Source organism: Taklimakanibacter deserti (assembly GCA_003574785.1).
Genome location: QORU01000018.1, coordinates 120,897 through 140,498, shown reverse-complemented (window position 1 = coordinate 140,498; position 19,602 = coordinate 120,897). Strand labels below are relative to the sequence as shown.

General features: G+C 63.7%; 20 protein-coding genes. 9 read left to right on the top strand and 11 right to left on the bottom strand.

Features of this window, described 5'->3' with window-relative positions; all coding sequences use genetic code 11:
• Positions 1–75: 75 nt before the first annotated feature.
• Complete coding sequence (locus DS839_RS30580; RefSeq protein ID WP_119274322.1) at positions 76–414, top strand: hypothetical protein; 339 nt, start codon at positions 76–78, stop codon at positions 412–414.
• Positions 415–525: 111 nt separating this feature from the next.
• Here the strand turns inward: DS839_RS30580 and DS839_RS30575 are convergent, their stop codons facing one another.
• Together DS839_RS30575 and DS839_RS30570 are read right to left on the bottom strand one after the other, a co-directional pair.
• The gene (locus DS839_RS30575) at positions 526–1,377 is read right to left on the bottom strand and encodes a sugar phosphate isomerase/epimerase family protein (protein ID WP_119274321.1); all 852 of its coding nucleotides are present in this window, start codon (positions 1,375–1,377) and stop codon (positions 526–528) included.
• On the bottom strand, positions 1,374–2,552 hold the full coding sequence (locus DS839_RS30570; RefSeq protein WP_119274320.1) for an aminotransferase: 1,179 nt from the start codon (positions 2,550–2,552) through the stop codon (positions 1,374–1,376). Before DS839_RS30570 ends, DS839_RS30575 begins: the two co-directional genes overlap by 4 nt.
• 83 nt (positions 2,553–2,635) lie before the next feature.
• Between DS839_RS30570 and DS839_RS30565 the strand changes: the two genes are divergently transcribed.
• Entirely contained in the window at positions 2,636–3,610 is a 975-nt protein-coding gene (locus DS839_RS30565; RefSeq protein ID WP_119274319.1) for a quinone oxidoreductase family protein, read from the top strand.
• Positions 3,611–3,674: 64 nt separating this feature from the next.
• Here DS839_RS30565 and DS839_RS30560 read toward each other — a convergent pair whose 3' ends face one another.
• Entirely contained in the window at positions 3,675–4,502 is an 828-nt protein-coding gene (locus DS839_RS30560) for a trypsin-like peptidase domain-containing protein (protein WP_162918909.1), read from the bottom strand.
• Positions 4,503–4,864: 362 nt separating this feature from the next.
• Between DS839_RS30560 and DS839_RS30555 the strand changes: the two genes are divergently transcribed.
• From DS839_RS30555 to DS839_RS30550, 3 genes are read left to right on the top strand one after another with little or no spacing between them, the layout of a single operon-like run.
• Complete coding sequence (locus DS839_RS30555) at positions 4,865–7,546, top strand: Ig-like domain-containing protein (RefSeq protein ID WP_162918908.1); 2,682 nt, start codon at positions 4,865–4,867, stop codon at positions 7,544–7,546.
• A 12-nt stretch (positions 7,547–7,558) separates the two neighbouring features.
• A complete protein-coding gene (locus DS839_RS37070) occupies positions 7,559–7,687 on the top strand; it encodes a hypothetical protein (protein WP_368912013.1) in 129 nt (42 codons plus the stop codon).
• A gap of 34 nt (positions 7,688–7,721) precedes the next feature.
• Positions 7,722–8,291, top strand: a complete 570-nt coding sequence (locus tag DS839_RS30550) for a helix-hairpin-helix domain-containing protein (protein ID WP_119274316.1) — start codon at positions 7,722–7,724, stop codon at positions 8,289–8,291.
• A 53-nt stretch (positions 8,292–8,344) separates the two neighbouring features.
• Here the strand turns inward: DS839_RS30550 and DS839_RS30545 are convergent, their stop codons facing one another.
• Both DS839_RS30545 and DS839_RS30540 read right to left on the bottom strand, forming a co-directional pair.
• On the bottom strand, positions 8,345–9,211 hold the full coding sequence (locus tag DS839_RS30545) for an alpha/beta fold hydrolase (RefSeq protein ID WP_119274315.1): 867 nt from the start codon (positions 9,209–9,211) through the stop codon (positions 8,345–8,347).
• Positions 9,212–9,215: 4 nt separating this feature from the next.
• On the bottom strand, positions 9,216–11,315 hold the full coding sequence (locus DS839_RS30540) for a lytic transglycosylase domain-containing protein (protein ID WP_119274314.1): 2,100 nt from the start codon (positions 11,313–11,315) through the stop codon (positions 9,216–9,218).
• A 203-nt stretch (positions 11,316–11,518) separates the two neighbouring features.
• On the opposite strand from DS839_RS30540, the gene dapA reads away from it, so the two are divergent.
• Complete coding sequence (gene dapA / locus DS839_RS30535; protein ID WP_368912012.1) at positions 11,519–12,400, top strand: 4-hydroxy-tetrahydrodipicolinate synthase; 882 nt, start codon at positions 11,519–11,521, stop codon at positions 12,398–12,400.
• A gap of 7 nt (positions 12,401–12,407) precedes the next feature.
• Positions 12,408–12,905: an SsrA-binding protein SmpB gene (gene smpB / locus DS839_RS30530; protein WP_119274312.1), complete on the top strand. Its 498-nt coding sequence runs from the start codon at positions 12,408–12,410 to the stop codon at positions 12,903–12,905.
• On the opposite strand, the gene DS839_RS30525 is transcribed toward smpB, so the two are convergent.
• Genes DS839_RS30525 through DS839_RS30515 form a run of 3 tightly spaced genes read right to left on the bottom strand, consistent with a single transcriptional unit; the run spans position 12,902 to position 14,979 of the window.
• Entirely contained in the window at positions 12,902–13,690 is a 789-nt protein-coding gene (locus tag DS839_RS30525; RefSeq protein WP_119274311.1) for a class I SAM-dependent methyltransferase, read from the bottom strand. The genes smpB and DS839_RS30525 overlap by 4 nt on opposite strands.
• 46 nt (positions 13,691–13,736) lie before the next feature.
• On the bottom strand, positions 13,737–14,450 hold the full coding sequence (locus tag DS839_RS30520) for a uracil-DNA glycosylase (RefSeq protein ID WP_119274310.1): 714 nt from the start codon (positions 14,448–14,450) through the stop codon (positions 13,737–13,739).
• Positions 14,371–14,979, bottom strand: coding sequence for a LabA-like NYN domain-containing protein (locus tag DS839_RS30515; RefSeq protein ID WP_119274309.1), 609 nt, complete (start codon positions 14,977–14,979; stop codon positions 14,371–14,373). The genes DS839_RS30520 and DS839_RS30515 overlap by 80 nt, the downstream gene beginning before the upstream one ends.
• A gap of 66 nt (positions 14,980–15,045) precedes the next feature.
• Here DS839_RS30515 and folK point away from each other — a divergent pair, with 66 nt between their 5' ends.
• Together folK and DS839_RS30505 are read left to right on the top strand one after the other, a co-directional pair.
• Positions 15,046–15,555, top strand: coding sequence for a 2-amino-4-hydroxy-6-hydroxymethyldihydropteridine diphosphokinase (gene folK, locus DS839_RS30510; RefSeq protein WP_119274308.1), 510 nt, complete (start codon positions 15,046–15,048; stop codon positions 15,553–15,555).
• A 44-nt stretch (positions 15,556–15,599) separates the two neighbouring features.
• Complete coding sequence (locus DS839_RS30505; protein ID WP_438816556.1) at positions 15,600–16,208, top strand: L,D-transpeptidase; 609 nt, start codon at positions 15,600–15,602, stop codon at positions 16,206–16,208.
• On the opposite strand, the gene DS839_RS30500 is transcribed toward DS839_RS30505, so the two are convergent.
• The 3 genes from DS839_RS30500 to rnr are packed head-to-tail and all read right to left on the bottom strand — an operon-like array spanning position 16,209 to position 19,599.
• On the bottom strand, positions 16,209–16,937 hold the full coding sequence (locus tag DS839_RS30500) for an NUDIX hydrolase (RefSeq protein WP_119274307.1): 729 nt from the start codon (positions 16,935–16,937) through the stop codon (positions 16,209–16,211). It abuts the gene before it with no gap.
• Positions 16,934–17,347: a DUF983 domain-containing protein gene (locus DS839_RS30495; protein WP_119274306.1), complete on the bottom strand. Its 414-nt coding sequence runs from the start codon at positions 17,345–17,347 to the stop codon at positions 16,934–16,936. Before DS839_RS30495 ends, DS839_RS30500 begins: the two co-directional genes overlap by 4 nt.
• Before the next feature lie 2 nt (positions 17,348–17,349).
• Positions 17,350–19,599 carry a ribonuclease R gene (gene rnr, locus DS839_RS30490; protein ID WP_119274305.1) on the bottom strand — a complete coding sequence of 750 codons (2,250 nt, stop codon included), beginning with the start codon at positions 19,597–19,599 and terminating at the stop codon, positions 17,350–17,352.
• Positions 19,600–19,602 lie beyond the last annotated feature (3 nt).

Genomic DNA, 19,602 nt, shown 5'->3' with positions numbered 1-19,602 from the left:
GGAGTACTTGATCCGTCCACAGCCGCTGCCGGGCACGTTGCTCTTGTAGCTCGCTCTCCAAAATGGAACCGTCGGATGACCAGCACGCCTTGCCAAAGCGCGGCGCTCGACCGCGCCATCGCGTCATGGGCGGCGAAGATCGCCGCGTTCTTGGCGATCATCGTCAGAACCATTGTGATGATTGGCGAATATATCGGCGGCAGCTTGCATGAGCTTAGCGCCTGTTGCCGGAAGGCCGGGCGGCTGCTGGCGCTGTGCCCAGGGCTGCCTCGCCCGATGCTGCCGAAGCTCGGCTTCCCGTCACTTTCGGCAAGCGCGCACCATGCCCTTGCGCGCAAGCGCTCGCCCGAATTCGAGCGGTCCGTCATAATGGATCTGCGCGGCAAGAGCGAAGAGCCTGAGGCAAAGGATTGAAAGGGTCTGAAAGGTCTGAAAGGGTATTGGAAGCGAGGGACGCGCCCCCACGTAAAGAATCCCCGGCGCAGCTTTGCGTCCGTCTGTGAATCCTTTGTCAGCAACGAAACACTAGGAAGCCTTAGCCAACCCTCTCCGGATAGCCTTGATGCCTTCGCGATAGACGCCTTCGGAGCTGGGGAAGAAATCGCGCCACACCCGTGTGGCGGCGGCAAGCGCCGGCAGCGAGCGACCGAAAGCTTCGATGGTGAGCCAGCCGTCATACTTGCTTGCCTTGAGCGCCTTGTAGGTCGCGGGCCAGTCGACATGGCCCTTGCCGGGAGTGCCGCGGTCGTTTTCCGAAATATGAACATGGATCATGTGCTGGCGGATCGTCCTGATCGCCTTGATCGGATCGCTCTCCTCGATATTGGCGTGGAAGGTGTCGTACATGCCTTGGACGGCGGGATGATCGACCTCGTCCAGATAGTCAGCAAGCTGCTGCATGGTCGTGAGGAAGTAGCATTCGAAGCGGTTGAGCGCTTCGAGCGCCAGGCGGATATTCTTGCGCGCCGCATAATCGCCGGCCTTGCGGTGGAAGGCGATGCCGCGCTTGCGCTCGGCGGCGGTCGGGCCGGCGCCGGTGAAATGTCCGTGAACGGAGTGAATGGGACCGCCGATGACGGGGGCACCCAGCGCCGCGCTGCAATCGATGAACCATCTGGCGTGATCGAGCGCCGCCCTTCTCGTGGCGCCGTCGCTGGCGAGCGGGTTCTTGTCGAGCGACGGCATGATGGTGACGACGCTGCGCGCGAGGCCGATCTCGTCCAGCATGGCGCCGAGCCTCGCATAATGGTCCGGATCGCCTTCGAAGATCGGAATCTCGACGCCGTCATAGCCGGCCTTCTTGATGTCGCGGAGCAGCCCACGGTGCTCTGCTGTCACATGGCCGGTCCACAGCAGAAGGTTGAAGCCGATTTTCATGTGTGTCTGCCGTTCTGGCTTTCGATCAGCCGCGCCACGACGTCGGGCATCAGCCTGGCTTCGGCATTGGCGAAAGCGAGGCGCAGATACTGCTCCTGACCGGGACCGAACATGCTGCCGGGGAGGGCGAGGAGGTCATGCTGCTGCGCCAGGCGCTTGGCGACAGTCTTGGCATCCTCGGCGAAGGGATGACGGATATAGGCGAAGAAGGCGCCAGCGGAGAGCAGGCGGTAGTCGAGCTCTGGGTGTTCGAAAGCCTGCCTGAGGGCCGAGGCTTTCTCGCGCGCCAGCTTGAGCTTCTCGTCCTTCCATTGGGCGAGCGATGTCAGGCCGAACAAGGCCGCGCCCTGCGAGATAGTGGGCGCGCAGATGGCGACGCAATCGAGGATCTTCTCGAGCTCGCCGAGGAATTCCGGGCTCGCGGTCACCGAACCCACGCGATAGCCGGTGAGCGCGAAGACCTTGGAGAAGCTATAGAGCTGGATGAGGCAGTCGCCCCAGCGCGGATCCCGGAACAGGTCGTGCGGGGGCTTGGGATCGGTGCGGAAATCCTTGTAGGTCTCGTCGATGACGAGCGCGATGCCGCGGCTCTTGGCGAGGTTGTAGAATTCCCGGATCGTCTCGGCCGGATAGATGGCGCCCGTCGGATTGTTGGGGCTGCACAGCACGATGGCGCGCGTGCGCTCATCGATGAGGCCTGCCGCATCGGCGGCGGCGGGCGTCGTGCTCTCGCCCCTGATCGCCGGCAGATAGCGCGGCCTGATGCCCAGCATCTCGAGCCACATATGGTGGTTGAAATAATAGGGCACCGGCAGGATGACATTGTCGCCCGCTTCCGCCAGCGCCATCATCGTCGCGGCAAAGGCCTGGTTGCAGCCGGCAGTTATGGCGATATTGCGATCAGCGATGTCAGCCTGGTAGTCGGCGGCGAGGTTCTCCGCGAGTGCCTGCCGCAAGGCTGGAATGCCCAATATATCGGAGTAGAGGCTGGTCGCGGGAAGCCTTGCGAGGCGCCCCACTTCCTCGGCGAGCGCCTCGGCGGGCGGATAGCTCGGGACCGCCTGGCACAGATTGATGAGCGCGCGATTGCTCGGGCTTGTGCTGATCCAGCTCATCGCCTCGGCGATGGGCGGAGCTTCGATGCCTTGAATTATCTTGCTGGCCAGAGCCGTCATTTTTTTGTTTGCCTTGGAAGGAAGGTTGGGACTTATAGGGATGTGCTCGCCAAAAGTCGATTTGGAAAAGGAATGGTGCAACGATGACGAAAGCCATACAGATCACTGAAACCGGCGGGCCGGAGGTCATGCGCCTCGTCGATGTCGATGTACCGCGCCCGGCCAAGGGCGAGATCCAGCTGCGCCAGACCGCCATGGGCCTCAATTATATCGACACCTATCACCGTTCGGGCCTCTATCCCTTGCCCTTGCCGGCAGGCATCGGCATGGAGGCAGCCGGCGTCGTCGAAGCGGTGGGCGAGGGCGTGAAGGGCTTCAAGCCCGGGGATCGCGTCGCTTATGGCGTGGGACCGCGCGGCGCTTATGCCGAGCGGCGCAACATTCCGGCCGGCCGTGCGGTCAAGCTGCCGAAGTCCATCAGCGACGAGATGGCCGCCGGCATGATGCTCAAAGGGCTCACGGTGCGCATGCTTCTGCGCGCGGTCTACAAGGTCAAGCGTGGCGAGACCATTCTCTTCCATGCCGCCGCCGGCGGCGTGGGCGTCATCTTCACGCAATGGGCGAAGGCGCTGGGAGTCAAGGTGATCGGCACCGTGGGCTCTGACGAAAAGATCGCCGTCGCCAAGGCGCATGGCTGCGCGCATGTGATCAACTATCGCAGCGAGGATGTGGTGGCGCGGGTCAAGGAGATCACCGGCGGGGCAGGCGTTCCCGTCGTCTATGACGGTGTCGGCCAGTCGACCTTCATGACATCGCTCGATTGCCTCAAGCCCCGGGGCCTTCTGGTCATCTTCGGGAATGCTTCGGGACCGGTGAAGTCCTTCGATCTGGGCCTCCTGGCATCGAGGGGCTCTCTTTATGTGACGCGTCCCACGGTCATGACCTATACGGCCGATGACAAGGAACTGGCGGAATCGGCAAAGGATCTGATCGAGGTCGTGAAGAGCGGCAAGGTCAAGATTCCGGTCAATCAGCGCTATGCGCTGGCCGATGCCGGCAAGGCGCATCGCGATCTCGAAAGCCGGGCCACCACGGGCACCACGATCCTGTTTCCGTGAAGCCAAACGCTCTTTTCCTGGTTTCAGGAAACCGGCTACACGATTGATATTATGTGTAAATCGGTCAGCTCGACGAGCGGCAGGTTTGCGTCGACTGGCCGGCAAGCGACTGCCAGCGGGCCGAGCACTGGGTTTGCGAGCACAGGAAACCGGCAAGATTCGAGCTCGGTACCGCATGCGCCAGATTGAGCGGCCGGCCATTGCCGTCGGACAGCGTGCTGACCACCATCCCCGTGAGCTGGCCCGAGCTGTTGAAGACGGGCCCGCCGGATTCGCCTTTCTTGGTGTTCATCCTGAGCACCATGGCATCGGGATAGCCGAAGCCATTATAGCTGACGGCGCGGCCGAAGCTCATCGACTCGACCTGGCCGAAGCGTGCCGTGTCGCCTTGCGCATGCGGCTTGCCGAGCGAGAAGACTTGCGCGCCCCGCGGCATGCAGGGGCTGGCGGCGGGTACGACCGGCTTGCCATTGAGGCCCCTGACGGCGATCAGCGCCATGTCATTGGTCGGCCGGATGGCGATGACCTTGCCGGCATAGAGCCGGCCGTCGGAAGCGCGCGCGGTGACGCTGTAGCCTTGCTTCACGGCGACATGCCCCGCGGTCATGACGTGACCGGCATCGTCGACGATGAAACCGCTGCCGGAGGTCACCGCCTGGGCGGCATCGCCTTCGCCCGGCCTGCCCTTGCGGCGGGCCTCGGCGATCGTAATGGTCACATAGCTGGGACTGGTCTGCTTGAGCACGCCCGACATGTCCGCCGCTGGCGTAGCCGAAGTCGGAATCGCATCCGATTCGACATTGATGACCCGGTCTTCGAGGGCATTCTGGCTGCCGCCGCTGCAGGCCGCAAGAAGAGCGAGGAGCGGCAGCGCCATGGTCAGTTTGTGCATGGGGGTGGACAACAGAAGTCTCGCCTCGACGGAAATTCCAGCCTTTTTTAGCCACATAACAGCGCCTTGCGTCCGGAACAAGGCAGCCAACCGAAGAACCACAAACTGCGGCAAACTTGCAACAGGTGCCGTTGCGGCCGAAGGATTTGGCGGAAGGGTTCCTTCCGGTGGAAATCCCGTTGTTTTGACCGTCCCCAGATGTCATAAATTCCTGATGGACCGGGCGGAACAAGCCGTGAAAGCCCATTGATTTCAGGGGCAAAGAACGGTCGGGGCGGGCGGCGAGTGAAGATCGCCGCTCAACTTGCGGGGTAGGGGAAATGAGATGCAATCCGCGTAAATGGCTCCTTTGGGCAATCCCCATGGCGGGATTGCCGCTTCTCGCGGCCCTCGGGTTCAACAGCACGGGGATCGAGGCCAAGCTGACCGAAGCCGCGGGCGCGAGCCTCGCCGAGGCCAAGGCCGATTGGGCGAAAGTGACTTTCAACGGCCGCGATGGCCATATCGAGGGTGATGCCCCGGGCCGCCTCGCCATAGACGAGGCGGTCAAGGCGGTCGCCGGAACCCAGGGCGTGCGGCGGGTCGATGCGGCACAAGCCAAGGTCGTGCTGGCAGCGCCCACGGTCGATACGCTGGTGACCAACAACAACCGGCCAGAGGTGAAGGGCACCTGGCCCGAAATCTATGCCAAGACTCTGTCGGTGATCCTGCCCGACCGCCAATATGCCCTGGGCAAGGACCCGGAGGTCAAATCGGACGGCGCCGGCAATTGGAGCTTTGCGCCCGCAGAGCCCTTGAAAGACGGGGCTTATGACATTGCGGTCGAAGTCGACGATGGCGCGGGCGCCACGTCCAAGACCGCGACGCAGGGTAAGATCACCATCGACACGGTGGCGCCGCCCTTGCCGGTCTTCGCGCCCGTCACCAGCCAGGTGTCGCCGCAGAGCCTCTCGGGAAGCTGGGCGGAAGGCGATGCCGCGGCGCTGAAGGTCGGGCTCGCGGACAAGACCTACACGCTGGGCCAGGATCCCGCTCTGGCATCGGCGGGCGGCAACTGGACATTGACGCTGCCGGAGCCCCTCGCCGACGGTGCTTACGACCTGACCGTGGAAGCGATCGATGCCGCCGGGAACAGCGCCCGGCTCAACATGCCCGATGCCGTCACTATCTCCTCCAAGCCGCCGGGACCGACCGTCGCCAAATATTCCGGGAACGATTCGACGCCGCTCGTTTCGGGAAGCTGGGGCGAGGCACAAGGCAGCAAGCTTCAGGTGGCGGTCGGCGGCAAGGCCTATGAGCTCGGCCGCGATGCCAACCTGACCTCGGATGGTACCGGCAACTGGCGTCTCGATATCGCCGCGCCGCTCAAGGACGGCATCTATGACGCCGTGGTGACGGTGACCGATGCCCAAGGCAATGTCGCGAAGGACGAGACGGTGGCCGAGATCGAAGTCGACGCCACCGCGCCCGCGGTCCCTGTCGTCAACGAGGCGACAAGCTTGCCGGTGACCGGAAGCTTCGCGCCGCGTGACACCAAGGTCCTGCGAGCGACCTTGGCCGGCCACAGCTACACGCTGGGGCAGGATGCGGCCCTCACCGCCGATGGCGAGACCTGGTCGCTGATGCCGCCGGCAGAGCTGCCCGCCGGCACATATGATGTGATCGTCGAAGCCGTCGACGGCTTCGGCAATGTCTCCGCCGATGCGAGCAAGGACGAGCTTGTCGTCGCCGAGGACGCAACCTCGCCATCACCGCCGGTCGCCGACATGACGGCGCCGACCGTGACGGTGCAGGAGGCCACGGCAGCGCGCCCGACCATCACCGGCACCTGGGCCGAAGGCGCCGCTAAATCGCTCAAGGTGACGCTGGCCGAGGCGGGATACACCCTCGGCGCCAATGAGGAATTGACCTCGTCTTCCGGCCAATGGAGCTTGAAGCTGCCGGCGCCGCTGAAGGACGGCATCTATGATGTCGTCGTCGAGACGACGGACGCTGCCGGCAAGCTCGTCACCGATACGACGAAAGACGAACTCAGCGTCGATGCGGCAGGGCCGGCAACGCCGACCGTCAAGCTCTATGCCTCAGCCGAGAGTCCGGCCGCCATCTCCGGCACCTGGCCCGAGGGCGATGCCGCGGAACTCGCCGTCACGTTCAACAACAAGACGGCGAAACTCGGTGGGGACGAGAGCCTCAAATCCGATGGCAAGGGCAACTGGTCGCTGACCGTCACGGACAAGCTTCAGCCTGGAAGCTATGACGTGGTCGCCACTGCGACCGACAAGCGCGGCCGCTCCGCTGCCGACCAGACCCGCTTCGAGGTCCTCATCAAGGAAGCGGCGACGGAACCGACTCCTGTGGAGCCTCCCCCTACAGAGCCGACAACGACGGAGCCGACGCCCACGGGACCGACGACCACGGAGCCGACGCCCACGGGACCGACGACTACGGAACCGACGCCCACTGAGCCGACGACTACGGAACCGACGCCCACTGAGCCAACGACTACGGAACCGACGCCCACTGAGCCGACGACTACGGAACCGACACCCACCGAGCCGCCGACCACGGAACCGACAACGACCGAGACGCCGACCACGGAACCGACAACCACCGAGCCGCCGACCACGGAGCCGACGACGACCGAGCCGACCACCACTGGACCGACGACGACACCGCCGACTGCCGATTGCACGACGGGCCTCGCCAAGACATTGCTCGATCGCCCGTTGCATTTCGATCGCGACAAATCGGCGGTGACGCCGGCGGCGGCCGCCATCATCAAGGACCTGTCTGCGATTGCCGCGACCTGTCCGGCGGAAAAGCTCGAGATCGGCGGACATACCGACAATATCGGTTCGGAGCCCTATAATCAGGCGCTGAGCGAGCGCCGCGCCGTTGCTGTCATGCACGCGCTGGGCGAAGCGGGCGTCGCCGCGGACCGGCTTTCCGCGGTCGGCTATGGCGAGACCGTTCCCGTGGGCGACAACGGGACGGATGAGGGCCGGGCCCGCAACCGGCGCATCGAAATCAAGATCGTAAAATAGAAGGGACCGGTCATGGTCGATTTCTGGAATTTCCACGATACGGTGTTTCTGGCGAGAGAAAACTGGATCTGGCTGGCGGTGGCCCTGGGGCTCGGGGTCATCGTGGGCTGGATGACGTGCTCGAGAGAAGACAGGCGCTGAGGCAATGGCGTATTAGCGGCGGAAAGGCAAAACCATGTCACATCTCATTCTCGAGCTTGCCTTGTGGGCGCTCCTCGCTTTCTTCATCGGCTGCATCATCGGCTGCATCCTGCATAAGCTGTTCGGCGGCGAGACCACGCGTGCGACGACGCGCGGCGCACCGCCCAGAGCGGCCGATGAGCCTTTGCGCAGCCCAGGCGCTGAAGCCGTGAAAGCCGCGGGCGTTGCTCTAGCGACACAGGAGGAGCCGGCCGTCGTCGCCGGCACACCTGCACGGCCGCAGGGCATTGCCGGCGCCCGGGAGGGCAAGGCCGACAATCTCCAGCGGATCAGTGGCATCGGGCCCAAGAACGAAAAGACCTTGCATGGGCTCGGCTTCTTCCATTTCGACCAGATCGCCGCCTGGACCGAGGAGGAGATCGCCTGGGTGGATGATCATCTGAAGTTCAACGGCCGCATCGTGCGGGAGGAGTGGACACGGCAGGCCAAGCTTCTGGCCGAAGGCAAGGAAGACGAGTTCCACAAGCTTTACGGCACCGGCGGCCTGCAGAACAAGAAAGGCGAGACCCAGTCGGGCACGCGCACGCGGAAATCCGATTCATAACCCCACCCCGCAGGGGGTGAACGGGGGACGATACTTTCCGAACTCATCACGCTTTAGACGATCTCGAGCCAGGCCTTGATCGCCGCCTTGGCGCCCGGCTCGTCGAGAAACGGCACATGTCCGCGGTCCTTGATCGTATAGGCGGCAAGGCGCGCATGGCGTTTCTTCATCTGGGCGACGGTCTGAGCGCTCAGCAGATCGGAATTTTCCGCCCTGAGCACCATCACCGGGAAGGCCATCAGGGCGTCGAAGAGCGGCCACAGGTCGGGAGAGTCCGCTTTCTCGATCTCCTCATCCGTGGGAAAGGCCTTGGCGAGACGCAGGTCGTAGTCCTGCGAAATCCGCCCATTCTCCTCAATGAAGACCCTGTGAGCAAAGCTCAGCCAATCGGCATCGCTCAACTGCTCGAATCCCGGATTGCTGTCTTTCAGCGCCGTCACGGCGTCATCCCAGTTCGTAAAGGCGAGCGCCTTGCCAAGATAGCTCCGTATACGCAGCAGCGAGGCTCTCTCGATGACCGGGCCGACGTCGTTCAACAGCACGCCTTTCAGGCGCTGCGGAAACTGCGCCGCCATGATCATAGCGATGATGCCGCCGCGCGAGGTGCCGATGATATTGACCTGCTCGATGCCAAGGTGATCGAGCAGGCGGAGCGCGTCGCCAAGCTCGATATCCGGGCGATAGGTCAGAGGATCCGCCGCATAGGCGGACCGGCCGCGGCCCCGGTAATCCATCGTGATGAGGCGCCTTTTGCCGGCGAGCCAATGCGCCAGAGGCTCGAAATCGCGCGATGTGCGCGTGAGGCCCGCGAGACAGAGGATCGGCGTCTTGCCATCGCTCGCCGGATAGTCGCGCCCATAGAGCATGAGGCCATCCGCCGAGGTGAAATGGATGTCGCGATGGGAGGCTTGCGCTCCCATGGGCTCAATCGCAGCCGGTGATCAGTTCGACGATATTGGAGCCCGAGCAACTAGCGGAGCCGGCTTCCGCCGAATTGGCGAGCGTGATCGCGCCCGGCGAGCCGCGGCTGAGATCGGCGGTCATCGGATGCATCGTCTTGGGGGAGATGCGCGAGCGATAGACATGGACGTTCTGCATCACCTTCTGCACATAGTTGCGCGTCTCGGTGAACGGGATCATCTCGACCCAATCGATCGGATCGACATGGCCGGAGCGCGGATCGCCATGCTCTTCGACCCAGTCGCGTGAGCGGCCCGGGCCGGCATTGTAGGCGGCAAGGGTGAGGATATAGGAGCCGTTGAATTCCTGGATGAGATCGCCCAGATGCGCCGCGCCCAGCCTCACATTATAGGCGGGATCGGCGGTGAGCTTGGCCGGGGCATAGGGAAGGCCATATTGCTTGGCCACCAGCTTGGCCGTTCCGGGCATCAATTGCATGAGTCCTTGCGCGCCGACGGGGCTGCCGGCCTTGGGATCGAACTCGCTTTCCTGGCGTGACAGGCCATAGACGAGGGCGCGTTCGACCGGCGGACCGATCTGGCGCCAGTCGGGCATCGCCTTGGTCGGATAGGCCCAATAGTCGATATCGACGCCTTTCTGTCCGGCGAGCTTGGCGAACCTGACGGCCGTAGATGGACCGCCCGCCGTCGATATGTTGCGCGCGGCGGCACTCATTTCGTCGCTGTTCTTGAAGCGGGCCGAAAGCGACCACAAGAACATGTTGAGCTCGCGGCTGCGGCCGGTCTCGGCCACCATCTGGAAGGCGCGCATGACTTCATCATCGTCGACGCGCGCCTGTGCTCCAGCTGAAGGCTGTCCGCCTGTGATCGTGATGGCTTGGCCGCCCAAGCCTAGTTCTTCGCGCGCCAATTGCCCGTAATAGACGGTCGGCACTTGCGCGGCATCGCGATAGGCCGCCTTGGCGTTGGCCTTGTCGCCGAGCGCTGCATAGGAACGCCCGATCCAATAGGCAGCACGCGCGCCATCCGTGCGTGTCTCTACACCCGCCTGGAGCTTGCTGAAATGCTTGAGCGCCGTCTTCTCGTCCTTGAGGAAGCGCAGCGCAATCCAGCCGGCCAGGAACTCGCCCTCGGCCAGGAATTCACCATCCGAGAAACCATTCGCACGGGCGAGCTGATAGGCGGTCTTGCCCGTGGCGGGCCGGCGCGGATCGAGCAGCATGCGCGCGATCAGGCGGCGCTCGACCCACCAGGCTTCGCCGTCGCCGATGACCGCATGATCGGCGGGGACATTGAGCAGGATCTGCGCCGCTTTGTCCGGCTTGTTGGTCCTGCGGTAGTAACGCGCCAGCGCATAGCGCACGCCGAGCTGCTGCTTCATCGCGCCCGACAGCGACTGATACTGCTTCTCGGCACCGCCGACGCCGCGGATGAGTGACTGGGCGACCTTTGCCGCCGCCTGATAATCACGAGGCAAGGATTTCGCCATGCGGATCGCCGCATTGGTTTCCTGCTTGTAGACCAGGCGCCACAGGCGCTCCCTGCGGTCGTCGCTGGTGATGAGAGAGCCGAATTCGTTACCGATCTGACGCTCCGTCGCCGCATCGAGCGTCTCATTGAGCCAGACGCGTCGGACCGAGCGGCGTGCCGCGTCAGTGTTGCCGGTTTCGAGTTGGGCGCGTGCCAGAGCGAGTGTGCCCTCCGCGGTCAGCGGCTTGCGCTTCTCGAAATGCGCGAGCACGGTTTGGGCCGGGGCGCGGCTGACATAGAGGCTCTGCTCGGCGCGCTTGAGCAGCGTTTCCGACGACGGCCATTGCGGCGCGGCATCGAGGAACGCCATGATGCGCCGATAGCCCGCTTCCTTCCAGTTGTTGCGCAGATAGATGAGCTCGACCAGCTTGGCTGCGGCGGGATCACCCGATCGCTGCGCCAGGGCGCCGGCATCGCTGTAATTGCCCTTGAAGGCGGCGTCGGCGGCCGAAACGGCGCTCCGGCTCACCTGCGGAGCCGCGAGCACTGGCTGGCTCAGGGGAACTGTCACGGTGAGCGCCGTCGAACCGACCAGCGCAAAAAAGAGCAACCCCGCCGAAAATCCCCGATTCATCAATTATGTCCCTGCCTGTGGCCCTGTCGGCCTCAACCCCTATAAACCAATTGCGACCGTCCTGTGGCCGGTCGAAACAGCCATTTTACTCTGCTTGCCGGTCTTTGGGCGAGCGTCTAATGTGCCGCGCAACCATGGGCTTGCGCGGAACCAGAGAACTGTAGCCAGCGCATGGTTGCCAAGTCCTTACCGGAGACCAGACAGTGCAACTCAAGGGTTCTTTTCCTGCTTTGATCACGCCTATGAAGAACGGACGCATCGACGAGGACGCGTTCCGGAAATTTGTGAATTGGCAGATCAAAGAAGGCAGTCATGGGCTCGTCCCGGTGGGCACGACCGGGGAATCGCCGACCGTCACCCCGGAAGAACACAAGCGCGTGATCGAGATCACCATAGAGGTCGCGGCCGGCCGGGTTCCGGTCATCGCCGGCACGGGTTCCAACAACACCGATGAGGCGATCGAATATACGCTCCATGCCAAGAACGCCAAGGCGGATGCCGCCCTGGTCGTCGTGCCCTATTACAACAAGCCGACCCAGGACGGGCTCTATGCCCATTTCAGCGCCATCGCCAAGGCGGTGGACATTCCCATCCTCGTCTACAATGTGCCGGGCCGGACGGTCGCCAATATCTCGGTCGAGACCCTGGCGCGCCTCGCCAAGGACCACGCCAATATCATCGGCACCAAGGATGCGAGCGCCGACCTGACCCGTCCGTCGCGCCAGCGCGAGATATCGGGTGAGGATTTCATCCAGCTCTCGGGCGAGGATGGAACCGCACTCGGCTTCAACGCGCATGGCGGCGTCGGCTGCATCTCGGTGACGGCGAATGTGGCGCCGCGCCTGTGCGCCGAGTTCCAGAACGCGACCTTGGCCGGTGATTACCGCAAGGCGCTTAAGCTGCAGGACCGGCTGATGCCGCTCCACACCGCGCTCTTCGTCGAGACATCGCCGGCGCCGGTCAAATATGCGGTGAGCCTGCTCGGCCACTGCCAGGCCGATATAAGGCTGCCGCTGGTCGAACCTTCGGAGGCCTGCAGGAAGCAGGTGCGCGCCGCGATGGTGCATGCCGGATTGCTGAACTGAGGATATCATGTCGTCCAAGAGCGGCGGAACGAAATCCTCGCGCAAGGAGGACGGCGTAAAAGTCGTCGCCGACAACCGGCGCGCGCGCTTCGACTACGAAATCATCGACACCTATGAGGCGGGCATCGAGCTCAAAGGCCCCGAGGTGAAATCGCTGCGCTCCGGCAAGGCGAATATCGCTGAATCCTACGCTGCGGTCAGGGACGGCGAGCTTTTCCTGGTCAACGCCTATATTCCGGAATATCGCGAGGCCAACCGGTTCAACCACGAGACGAAACGGCCGCGCCGTCTGCTCCTGCATGCGCGCGAGATCGACAAGCTGTCGGGCGGCGTGCTGCGCGACGGGCTCACCATCGTGCCGCTACGCGTCTATTTCAACGCCCGCGGGCGGGCCAAGGTCGGCATCGCTCTGGCGCGCGGCAAGAAACTGCATGACAAGCGCGACACGATCAAGGAACGCTCGTGGAACCGCGAGAAGGCGCGGCTGTTGCGCGAAAAAGGCTAGCATCGGGCCTCTACGATCCAGGCGCGCGAGTCGAACAATACGCCCTGGGCCGTGGCATGCTGGGCGAGGGTGGCGCGCAGCCGCTGCAGGGCAAGCTCGCGCGTGTCCGGATCAAGTGCCGCGAGCATCCCATCGGTGCCGCGCATGCTCATGATGATGTCATAGGCCGTTTCGACGTCCGGACCGTAATAGACGGGCTCTCGCACATCAGTGAGACGGACATCAGAGAAGCCGGCCTTGTCGAGGATCGCTTCCACAATGGAGGGCTCGCCAAGAGAGAAGGGATCCTGCCCTGGAGCGGCGGGAACGACGCGATCACCCTTCATCAAGGCCTGACGGATCTGGGTCTCCCATTCATTGCGCTCGCCAGTTTGCCAGACCATCATCACCAGATGTGCCCCTGGTCGCAAGGCGGATGCCAGATTTGCGAAACCGGCGACGGGATCGGCGAAGAACATGGTGCCGAAACGGCTGATCGCCACGTCGAAGTGCTTCGGTGTGAACCGGTGGACCGTGGCATCGGCGAGCTCGTAGGTGACGTTGTGAAGGCCCGCTTCGGCGGTCAGGCAGCGGGCACGTTCGAGCATTTCATCCGAGATGTCGACGCCGAGCACGCTGCCGGACGATGCGGCGCGCGCCGCCTCGCGCGTGGTCTGTCCGGCCCCGCAGCCCACGTCGAGCACGCGATCGGTGGAGCCGATGCGGGTCATCGCCCGCAGCCGCTCGTTGTGACGCGCGAGCTCGGCGTCATAATGATCCTTGATCGTGAGGCTTTTGCCGGTCATGAGCACCCCTTTCGGCTTATCCGCCAGGGCTGCAGCGAGGATAGGCCTATCCAATCGCCGCGCGGACGGCGGCGAAGACCTTTTCGAACATCTCCGTGGTCAACACGCCGGTATTCGTATTGTAACGCGAGCAGTGATAGCTGTCGAAAAGCGTGAGCCGGCCGATACTATGCTGCGCTGCATGACCGAAAGCATGGCGCGACTTCTTCTCCCCGAGTGCCACGAGGGCCGCGTCATGGGCGATACGGCCGAGCGCCACGATGGCGGACAAGCGTGGCAGGCTGGCGATCTGATCTTTCAGGAACGTGTTGCAGGTCTTGATCTCGGCGGGCAGCGGCTTGTTCTCGGGTGGGACGCAGCGCACCGCATTGGTGATCATGCAGTCGATGAGGGTGAGGCCGTCCTGCGGGTCGGCGCGATAGACGCCGTCGGCAAAGCCGAAGCGCAGGAGCGTCGCATAGAGAAGGTCGCCGGCATAGTCGCCGGTGAAGGGACGGCCGGTGCGGTTGGCGCCGCGCAGGCCCGGAGCGAGGCCCACGACCAGGAGGCGCGCGTCACTGTTGCCGAATGAAGGGACCGGCGCGTTGAACCAGTCGCCATGCGCCCTCCGCTGATCGTCCCGGAAAGCCTGGAGCCGCGGGCAAAGCGGACAGTTGGGGGCAGGGACCACCTGAGGGCGCTCAGATGTCGGCGAAGTCCTCGAACGATCCCGCACTCTGTACCGGGGCCGAGCGCTCGCGGGCCCGCTCGATGCGCTCATTCGGCTCGCGTCCGATCTCGTCGCGCAGATCGGCGAGATCGATGAACTGGTCGGTCTGGCGGCGCAATTCGTCCGCCACCATGGGCGGGCGGGTGGTGAGCGTCGAGACGACGCTGGTGCGCTTGCCCTTTGCCTGCACCGCCTGGATCAGCGACCGGAAATCGCCATCGCCCGAAAACAGGACGATGTGATCGAGGCTGTCGGCGAGCTGCATGACGTCGATGGCGAGCTCGATGTCCATATTGCCCTTCACCTTGCGGCGCCCGAGCGAGTCGGTGAATTCCTTGGCGGGCTTGGTGACCACCCGGTAGCCGTTGTAGTCGAGCCAGTCGATCAGCGGCCGGATGGGCGAATATTCGGCATCTTCCATGAGGGCGGTATAATAGATGGCCCGGATCAGGCGGGAGCGCTTGCGGAAGAAGCCGAGGAGCCGCCGGTAGTCGATGTCGAAACCGAGTGATTTTGCTGTTGCGTAAAGATTTGCACCGTCGATAAAAAGCGCCAAACGTTCGTCCTGGTAAAAATTCATGATCGAAATCTCCTATTTGAAACAGAGCCTTGATAATCGCTCGCCGGGCAAGGCTCAAGGCCAATTATGATCCTTGTCGCCCTCGGCAGCAATGTTTCCGGCCCCTGGGGGGGACCGCGGGACACGGTGCTGCGCGCTTTGCGCGAACTCGACGGCAACGGCACGAAGCTGGTTGTCGCATCGAGCCTGGTCGAGACGGCGCCTTTCGGCAAGGTGAACCAGCCGAGCTTCGTCAATGCGGTGGCACGGATCGCGACCGCGATGCCGCCCGAGGCGCTCATGCATCACCTGCATGACATAGAGCGTCGTGCCGGCCGTCGCCGCCGCATGCGCTGGGGGCCGCGCACGCTCGATCTCGATCTTCTCGACTATCACGGGCTCGTTCGCCATGGTCGGCTCAAGCTCCCGCATCCCGGCATCGCCGAGCGCGATTTCGTGCTGACGCCCTTGCTGGAGATCGCCCCCAATTGGCGCCATCCGGTGACGCGGCGCAGCGCCCGGACGATGCGCGGCCTGTTGTCTGGTTTCGCGCTGGGCGGTACGGTCCTGGGCGAAGCCTCCGAAAGGGAGTCTTAACCACTCCGCTTCATGCTTCCGGGTCGCTTCCTGTGCCGGCGACAATGAGTATGTATATGCGTTTCCTCTCATCCATGGCGGGATTGACCGCTTTGGCGGTGCTGGCCGCAGAGGCCAGGGCCGAGCCGATTACCTTCTCAGGCGACACATTCGAGATCATCGGCGGCATGAATACCGAGCAGCCGCGCATGCGCCGCTCGACCTATAAGGGCAAGGAATTCGTCGACTTCACGACGTCAATGGCGCCGGGCTCGATCATCATCCGCACAGCGGAGCGCAAGCTCTATTATGTCCTGCCGGGCGGCCGCGCCATCAGCTACGGCATTGGTGTCGGCCGTGAGGGTTTCACCTGGTCAGGGACGGACAGGATCACCCGCAAGGCGGAATGGCCAGATTGGCGTCCACCGAAGGAAATGATCGAGCGCGAGGCGCAGCGCGGCAACTATATCCCGGCCCACATGGTCGGCGGACCTGAAAACCCGCTGGGAGCCCGCGCTCTCTATATCGGGGAGACCATGTATCGCATCCACGGCACCAACCAGCCTTGGAGCATCGGTCTCGCCGTCTCTTCGGGCTGCGTCAGGCTCCTCAATGAGGAGGTCATCGATCTCTTCAATCGCGTCGAGGTCGGCGCCGAGGTTGTGGTCGAGTGATCACAACACGTCTTCGCGCCAGCTCTTGCCTTTGAAATACTGGAAGGAGACCGGCTGATCCGGCTCCAGCTCTTCCTGCTTCTCCATCAGCGGCTGGAGCCGCTTCAGGATATCGCGCGTGATCTGGGGCAAGTCGAGCTCGAGCGCTTCGGTGAAGCTGAACCAAAGCGGCTTGAGGAGCTCGCCTGATCCCGGATGCCCGGGATTGTCGAGATTGCCGATATGCCGCGCATGGGCAACAAAGAAACGTGAATCGAAGCGACGGGTGCGGCCGGGCGGCGTTATGGCGCGGGCGAAGAAACGCAAATTCGAAAGGTCGAGCTCCGTCGCGGACAAGACGCCGCGCCACTCCTCGTTTGCGAGAGTGGAGGCGGCGCGCAAGTTCCCGAGCAAAAGTCCGGTCTCTTCATAAGTCTCCCGGATGGCCGCAATGGCGAGACCGCGGGCGCGCGACGGGCTCACCCGCCCGCGCATGTGTTTCAGCAATTTTTCATGCACCAGCGGATGCAGGTCTTGGCCGACCTTCGTTCGCATGTCGCTGGTGTCGAGCCGCCCACCCGGAAAGACGAATTTGTTGGGCATGAAGGCATGGCTGTCATGCCTCTGGCCGAGCAGCACCTTGGGCGTCGCATCGTCATGGCGCACGATGATCAGGGTCGCGGCGTCGCGCGGCTTCTGCGCCTCGAAAAAGCGGCGCGACGCCGTGAGGTCGGGGTCGCGCTTGCTCATTCTTCGCTCTTTCCGCTGAAACCATGCATGCGCAGTGCCCATTGCAATCCGACGATGGCGCCCTTGATCGCCGGCATGAGCGCCAGCGTCAGGATGAGCGTCGCCGGAATCCATATCAGCATGTGGATGAGGAGGTCGGGCCGCCAGAGCTTTTCGACCACGAGCACCAGGGGCACGATGATGTGAGCGACGATGAAGATGGTGAAATAGGGCGGCGCATCATCGGCGCGCTGGTGATGGAATTCCTCGCCGCAACGGGGGCAGGCGTCATTCACCTTGACGAAGCCCGCCAGCAGCCGGCCTTCGCGGCAAGCGGGACAGCGGCGCAGGAATCCATGCATGATGGCATTCGGCCATGAGCGCGGCGGTGGTTCCACATCGGGCACGGCATTCTCAATCACGACGGGCATGGTCAGCGCCTTCCGCGGTTCCGGATGCGGCCGCGCATCGACCGGCGCGGCTGGGGCTTGCCCTTGCGGCCCTCGCTCAGCATCTCGAAGCGCAGGCCGCCCGAGACGGGTGCGGCTTCGACAAGCCGGACCTCGACCGGATCGCCGAGCTGGAATGTCTCGCCGGTACGCTCGCCGATCAGAGCGCGCCGTGTCTCGTCATAGCCGAAATAATCCGCGCCCAGCGTGCCGGCCGGGATGAAGCCGTCAGCACCCGTATCGTTGAGGGTGATGAAGAGGCCCGCCGCCACCACGCCGCCGATGCGGCCTCGGAAACGCGCCCCGATCTGGGACGAGAGATGGCTGGCGATCAGCCGATCGACGGTTTCGCGTTCCGCCGCCATGGCCCGTCTTTCAGCGCCGGAAACGAGCTCGGCGGTGTCGCCCATGCGCGCGATGTCCTCCGGCGACAGGCCGTCGGGTCCGAAATTGAGAGCGGTAATGAGGGCGCGGTGCACGATGAGGTCAGCATAACGCCGGATGGGTGAGGTAAAATGCGCATAGTGCCGCAAGTGAAGACCGAAATGCCCGATATTGTCGGTGTCATAGACGGCCTGCGCCTGGGTCCGCAGCACGACCTCATTCACCACATGCTGATAGTCCTTGCCTTCGACTTCCTTCAGAATCTGGTTGAAGTTCCGCGGCTGCATGCGCTGGCCCTTGGCGAGATTGATGCCGACGGTTTTGAGGAACTCGCCCAGGCTTTTGATCTTTTCTGGCGCAGGTTCGGCATGGACGCGGTAGAGTAGCGGCACCTTGCGCGCTTCGAGAAGCTCGGCGGCGGCGACATTGGCCTGGATCATGAACTCCTCGATGAGCTTGTGGGCATCGAGCCGGTCGGGTGTCACGACACGCTCGATGAGGCCATGGGCATCGAGGATCAGTTTCCGTTCGGGCAGATCGAGCTCGAGCGGTTCGCGCTTGTTGCGGCCTTTGAGCACCACTTTGTAGGCTTGCCACAGCGGTCGCAGCACGGATTCGAGCAGAGGCTCGGTCTTGGCGTCGGGGCGCCCATCGATCGCCGCTTGCGCTTGGCTATAGGAAAGCTTGGCGGCCGAGCGCATGATGCCGCGGACGAAATGATGCTTCCGCTTCGTGCCCTGTCGGTCGAAGGTCATGAAACAGGCGAGGCACGGCCGATCTTCGCCTTCGCGCAGCGAGCACAGATCGTTGGAGATGCGCTCCGGCAGCATCGGCACGACGCGGTCGGGGAAATAGACCGAATTGCCCCTGATGCGCGCCTCATGGTCGAGCGCCGAGCCCGCGCGCACATAGGTGGCGACATCGGCGATGGCGACCAGCACCTTGACGCCGCCTTCATTCTTGGGATCGTCGTCAGGCTCGGCCCACACCGCATCATCATGATCGCGCGCATCGGGCGGATCGATGGTGATTAGCGGATAATCGCGCAAATCGACGCGGTTCGCCGGCGAGAAGCGCTTGAGCGCGTCTGCTTCAGCCAGAACGCGTGCCGGAAATTCGGACGGAATGCCGTGATGCTCGATGGCGATGAGTGAGATGTTGCGCTGATCGGTGATGTCGCCGAGCCGCTCCTTGACCCGCGCCGAGGCGAGGCCGTGGCCACGCCCGCGCATAACCTCGACCGCGACGAGCTCGCCGGGCTTGGCGCTGTTCTCGTGGCCGGGCTGCACCTGCAATTCACCGCGCGCCTTCTTGTCGATCGGCACGATGCGGGCGCCCTGGCCCTTGGCATGGCGGAATATGCCGAGCACCCGCGTGCTGCGCGAGGTGAGCTTGCGGATGATGCGGCCGTGAAAGGGGATCTTGGGATCCTTGTCGGGCTCTATCCGGGCGAGGACGCGATCGCCGACGGCCGCGGGTCGCGCCTCTTCCAATGTCCCTTTCGCGGCTTGCGCGACGATAAGGACCTTGGGGCGGGGACCTGAGGCGTCCTCGTCCCAGTCGGCAGGTTCCGCGATGAGCTCGCCATCATGGTCGCGCGCCACGATCTCGAGCGCGGTGATCGATGGCAGCTCACCCGCCTTGCTGATGGCGCGTCCGGCGCGCTTGAGCTTGCCCTCGTCCTCGAGGGTCTTCAAAAGGCGCTTGAGCGCGATGCGGTCGCTGCCCTTGATGCTGAAGGCGCGCGCGATCTCGCGCTTGCCCACTTTGCCGGGACTGGTCTTGATGAAGTCGATGAGCTGGTCGGCCGTCGGCAGATCGGGGAGGGGTAACTTCGCCTTCCGCGCCACGGT

Bases quoted from the DNA above. Each gene is read 5' to 3' on its own strand.
- DS839_RS30580 (WP_119274322.1), top strand. From the start codon at position 76: ATGACCAGCACGCCTTGCCAAAGCGCGGCGCTCGACCGCGCCATCGCG.
- DS839_RS30575 (WP_119274321.1), bottom strand. From the start codon at position 1,377: ATGAAAATCGGCTTCAACCTTCTGCTGTGGACCGGCCATGTGACAGCA.
- DS839_RS30570 (WP_119274320.1), bottom strand. From the start codon at position 2,552: ATGACGGCTCTGGCCAGCAAGATAATTCAAGGCATCGAAGCTCCGCCC.
- DS839_RS30565 (WP_119274319.1), top strand. From the start codon at position 2,636: ATGACGAAAGCCATACAGATCACTGAAACCGGCGGGCCGGAGGTCATG.
- DS839_RS30560 (WP_162918909.1), bottom strand. From the start codon at position 4,502: ATGCACAAACTGACCATGGCGCTGCCGCTCCTCGCTCTTCTTGCGGCC.
- DS839_RS30555 (WP_162918908.1), top strand. From the start codon at position 4,865: ATGGCGGGATTGCCGCTTCTCGCGGCCCTCGGGTTCAACAGCACGGGG.
- DS839_RS37070 (WP_368912013.1), top strand. From the start codon at position 7,559: ATGGTCGATTTCTGGAATTTCCACGATACGGTGTTTCTGGCGAGAGAA.
- DS839_RS30550 (WP_119274316.1), top strand. From the start codon at position 7,722: ATGTCACATCTCATTCTCGAGCTTGCCTTGTGGGCGCTCCTCGCTTTC.
- DS839_RS30545 (WP_119274315.1), bottom strand. From the start codon at position 9,211: ATGGGAGCGCAAGCCTCCCATCGCGACATCCATTTCACCTCGGCGGAT.
- DS839_RS30540 (WP_119274314.1), bottom strand. From the start codon at position 11,315: ATGAATCGGGGATTTTCGGCGGGGTTGCTCTTTTTTGCGCTGGTCGGT.
- smpB (WP_119274312.1), top strand. From the start codon at position 12,408: ATGTCGTCCAAGAGCGGCGGAACGAAATCCTCGCGCAAGGAGGACGGC.
- DS839_RS30525 (WP_119274311.1), bottom strand. From the start codon at position 13,690: ATGACCGGCAAAAGCCTCACGATCAAGGATCATTATGACGCCGAGCTC.
- DS839_RS30520 (WP_119274310.1), bottom strand. From the start codon at position 14,450: ATGAGCGCATCGAGCGGGCCCGCGAGCGCTCGGCCCCGGTACAGAGTG.
- DS839_RS30515 (WP_119274309.1), bottom strand. From the start codon at position 14,979: ATGAATTTTTACCAGGACGAACGTTTGGCGCTTTTTATCGACGGTGCA.
- folK (WP_119274308.1), top strand. From the start codon at position 15,046: ATGATCCTTGTCGCCCTCGGCAGCAATGTTTCCGGCCCCTGGGGGGGA.
- DS839_RS30505 (WP_438816556.1), top strand. From the start codon at position 15,600: ATGAGTATGTATATGCGTTTCCTCTCATCCATGGCGGGATTGACCGCT.
- DS839_RS30500 (WP_119274307.1), bottom strand. From the start codon at position 16,937: ATGAGCAAGCGCGACCCCGACCTCACGGCGTCGCGCCGCTTTTTCGAG.
- DS839_RS30495 (WP_119274306.1), bottom strand. From the start codon at position 17,347: ATGCCCGTCGTGATTGAGAATGCCGTGCCCGATGTGGAACCACCGCCG.